Origin of the sequence: Catenibacterium sp. RTP21428st1_D7_RTP21428_210409 (genome assembly GCF_040227455.1) — a bacterium.
GTDB classification, from domain to species: domain Bacteria; phylum Bacillota_I; class Bacilli_A; order Erysipelotrichales; family Coprobacillaceae; genus Catenibacterium; species Catenibacterium mitsuoka_A.
Map to the genome: position 1 here is coordinate 1 of NZ_JBEHVX010000128.1, position 4819 is coordinate 4819.

At 29.0% G+C, this 4819-nt stretch carries 1 protein-coding gene; it reads right to left on the reverse strand.

Annotated elements, in window-relative coordinates:
• Window positions 1-188: 188 nt before the first annotated feature.
• Window positions 189-4757 (reverse strand): GH32 C-terminal domain-containing protein, encoded by a 4569-nt coding sequence (locus ABUA27_RS12150; protein WP_349820810.1) that lies wholly within the window; start codon window positions 4755-4757, stop codon window positions 189-191.
• Window positions 4758-4819: the final 62 nt, after the last annotated feature.

Below are 4819 nucleotides of genomic sequence, written 5' to 3' on the forward strand. Positions count from 1 at the left end.
TTTGGAATAAAGGACGATTAAATCACATTTTCGATTTAATCGTCCTTTTTAGGTACACTATATAATTTGGCGCTTACTGTTAACATACTGTTCTCCTTATCTTTTGACATTATAACATAGTTCACTTCACTAAAAAAAAGAACAACTCTTTTCAGAGCTGTTCTCTTAATTCAAAACGTTCAATTATATTAATATTCTTTTCTTCTTAATAATGTATATCCAACAATACTTAATAAAGTAATTACTGCAAACATTCCTACTAAGCTTTCATCACCTGTGTTTACACTTACAGTTGTATCATCATTATTTATTGTTTTTAAGTTTGCCATTGCTTTTTCTAATTCAGCTTTTGCATTATCCACTTCAATTTGTGTTGCATTTTCATCATTATATACATCAGTTGCTGCTTTTAAGGCATCATTAAATAGAGTCCATGTAGCTTCTGTGTATTTTGTAGCTTCTAAACCACTTGCTTTATCGATGAGTGCTTTTAGAGCAGTTTTATCAACTTTGATTAGAATTAATTTTTCAATAGCTAACTGTAAATTTGAATATGCTGTATCAATTTCTTTTTGACTACTATCATCAGTATTTAATACTTCTTTTGCCCTATCTAGTGCTAATAAATATTCTTTATAGCTATTTGATGTATAATCTTTTTCATTGTATGTTTTAGCCACCAAATCAGCTAATGCTTTATTTGAACGAGTTATTACTTTTACAGTTGTTGTAACACCATTTGCAATTGTTCCTGTTACGCTATAAGTACCTGGTACATTAACATCAATTGTATCTAAATTCCATTTAATTTCAGCCATTTCTTTTTTATTTAAATTATCATCCCCAGCAACAGTTACCATTGTTGGTAAAAGTGCTTTGATATCTTCTAAATTAGCATTAATAGCTGGGTGTAAATCTGGTATTTTAGATGTTATTTGAGTTATTGGTGTACCTGTTGTAATATAGAAATTTTGATATTTAGCATTTGTATTATATATTCCTAAGCCTACATAACCTTCATTATATTGACGATCAGATTCACTAATTACATGATTTATATATTCTACACCATTTACTAAGGCAACAATTTTATTACCGTCGACATTAATTTCTATATGGTATTTGTTATCAGGTGCTATTGCTAGGTTATTTGTACTTGCAAATGTATAATCATCTTTAAAATCAAACAAACGTACAGTGTTTCCATTTAATTGTAATGAATAACATCCATCCCATACATTTTTTGTTTTTGATTGGAAAATAAAGTTTAATACACCTGTTTGATATGTAGCATCTATTTCATATTTAAATTTATTTGTACTAATTTTATTCGCAAACATGAAGCCGTTGTCATTACAAGATGCAACATATGTTTCATCATCAACATGCCAGTTGCCAGCTACAGCTTTAAAATCACTTAAATTTGTTTTAAAATTATTTTTATAAATATGAACTAAACACTTTTTTGTAATGTTTGGATTTTGTTTTGCTGCAACAGTGATTGTTGCGTCACCAGCTTTCAATGCTTTTAATACAGCTTTGCTACCATCTTGTTCTAAGGAAATAACATCCTTATTATCAACTGTATAAACTAAATCTTGAGATGATTCAGCTGGTGAAACCCAACTATTTAATGTAAATTCATCTCCTACATAGCCATCGATATTAGTTTTATTAATTCCTACAGATAGTGGTTTAGTTGATGTTAATTTATCTGTCCAAATTGTTTTCATTGGATATATCGTAATATTTCCAGTAGCATTACCATCAATACTATAAACACTTAAACCTTTACTTACTGAACTTGCAAAAATTTGCATTGCTCCTGCAACTGTATAATCCTTTGTAAATACTTCTACAGAACTGCGATCAACATAAATATGTAAATCAATTGAACCATCATCATTCAATTTAACATTTTGACTACATACATTAAGTCGTTCACCTTCAACAACAATAACTCCTGATTTTAAACGATCAATAGTTAACTGTTTATTTTTTAGATTATATTTAACAACTGTTTCTTGATCATAACCTGTTCTAACTTTAAAACCTACTTCACTACATTTACTATCTGGTTTTAAATTTGCAACAATTTCATAACTATCACCACTAAAATTCTTTAATGGATTATTTTTTTCATTAATAGTAACGTTATTTAATTCAACTTTATTTGCTTTATCTCTTAATGTTTTATATTCATTAATTGGGGTTTGAGTTAAATAATATTTTCCAGAACTATTCTTCTTGATTCCTAATCTTAACTGTAAATTATATGTTCCGTTAAAAATAGTATTACCATTAGCCTTAGGAATTGCATTATTAAAACCACTATCCCAAGTATTCATCCAATTTATCGCAATAATATTTTGAGCTTTAAAATTATTTGCAGTTCCAAAATCCCCTCTATAATATGTCATTGCTGCGTATGAATCAGGACCAAAGTTCATAATTCCATCATTATCTTCATTTCCCATTCCACCAGCATTAGTACTTGCATATTGTTCATCAGGAACAAAAGACCATTGACCATTAACTTGTTTAAAATCACCTATTTTATATTTTCTTCCACCACGGTCTAAAACCCATTTAACTTCGCCAGTTTCTTGATTATTTTCATCTTTAACTACTAATGGATATAAATCCGGACATTCAGTATGTAAATCTCCATAAACTGATTCAACTTGCCAATTAACTAAATCATCTGATGAATATATTCTTAATGGTCCTCCAGCAATCACCATAAACCATTTATTTTCATATCTAAATACTTTTGGATCTCTACATGCAGTATTTTTTAAAGAATCGTCTGTCCAATTAATTAAGACTTTTCCTTCATCATATTTATGGAAAGTTTCGCCATCTTTACTATATGCTGCAGTAATTTTTTGAACATCACTACCATTACCACCATTAGAAGTAATAAAGAATACAAGTCCTTCTTCACCTTCATTAAATATTGCTGGTGCTGTTTTATGATTAGCAATTACTGCACACCCTGAATACATTGTTCCATATTCATCTGGATAAAATTGAATTGGCTGTTCTTTCCAATGAATCAAATCTGTACTTGTCGCATGAGACCAATGCATTGGTCCCCAATTTGGTGAATCATAGTATTGGTAAAATAAATGATATTTTCCTTTATAATATACTAGTCCACATGGATCATTACCCCATCCATCTTTTACAGAATAATGGTATTGACCACGATAATCTTCGTTATAGTATGATTCATCAGCTTGCATACGATGAACACGGATTCGATATAAAACCTTTGCATTTCCATTTCTTACTGTTAATGTATAAGTTTGTAGATCTTTGGTAACTGGCAAATTATTAATATCAACAATTTCTCCATTTTCATTAGTCGCAACAATTTGACTATCATTTTTAATTTCTGGAATTAAACTTACTGCTGTGGTACTGTTTGTAACATATGTAATGTAAACATATTGACCTTTAGAAAATGCAATTTGTTTATCAACTTTACCATTAATACTTTTAACACTCAAATTATCTAATTGAGGTGAATTAGTATCATCTATAGGTGTGTATTCAATATTTTGATATGTTACATTGCCATTCCAAGTAAGTAAACCAAATTTACCACTTGTAAGAGCATCATTTTGTCCATAATGAGAATCTTCATTACGCTCATTCATCGTATAATCAGCAGTATTTATTACAAGTTGACCATTGATATAATAAACAATATGTTTATCAATAACAGTCACTTTTAAATGATACTCATCATTTTCATCTAATGATATAAACTTTGATCTAGCCAAATCATAATTATCATCTTGTCCAAATTTAAATAATCTTACTTCTCCACTAGCACCATTAATATTTGCTACATACATACTTTTATTATTTAAATCTTCACTTGCTCTAAACACTAATGATGCTGCACCACGACGTTCATTAAACTTAACATCTGCTTCATAAACAAAATTATCTCCATCTGTTTCACTTAACAAAAACGCATCATTTGCACCATTAGATTTTCCTGTAATTCCAATATCACTAATTTGATAGTTATCATTTTCTTTAATACCATCTAAGTTTGTCTTTAAATTATCAGAATTACTTGTATCTGTAATTTTAATATTACTAAATATAGCACTACTATTAAATGTTAATAACCCAATATATCCCCCATTCCAATTATCAATTTTACCAGTTCTAATAACTTCATTTTTAGCATTATTTGATAACTTAAAAACATAATTACCCATTTCATCAAATTCAATATACATATGAACTGTATTACTAAAATCAATCAAACTGGCTTCATCACTAGTTATGTAAGCGTAATTTGTAACATCATTTTCTACTTTAAATAATCGAGCTCGATTTTGTGTCTCTTCAGTATTAAAATTAATTGCATACCACGAATTAGTGACATTTTCCTGATCTGCAACGCCTACCATCAATCCTGCACTAATTCCATCAATAAGTTTTACATCTCCTTCATAAATAAAGCTTCTGTATTTATCTCCTTTATTTAATAAAGCATGATGATCAGCATCAACTTTTTTACTCAACACTATACCATCTTCATTTGATGTAACTTCACCATTACTCTTAGAAACAAAATCATGTAACTCTTTTGCTTCTACTTTTCTTTCAAATGTTCCATTAGGAACACTAGTTTTTTCATCCAGCATATTAGATGCATTTACAAACGTTAGATTTGCAAAACATAATGAAAAAACTAATAAAAAACTGAATAATTTTTTGAATACCCACAAACCACAGGTTAGTGAAAATTAAATTTCATAAGCACCGATTAAACGGCGTTCATGAAGCTGAA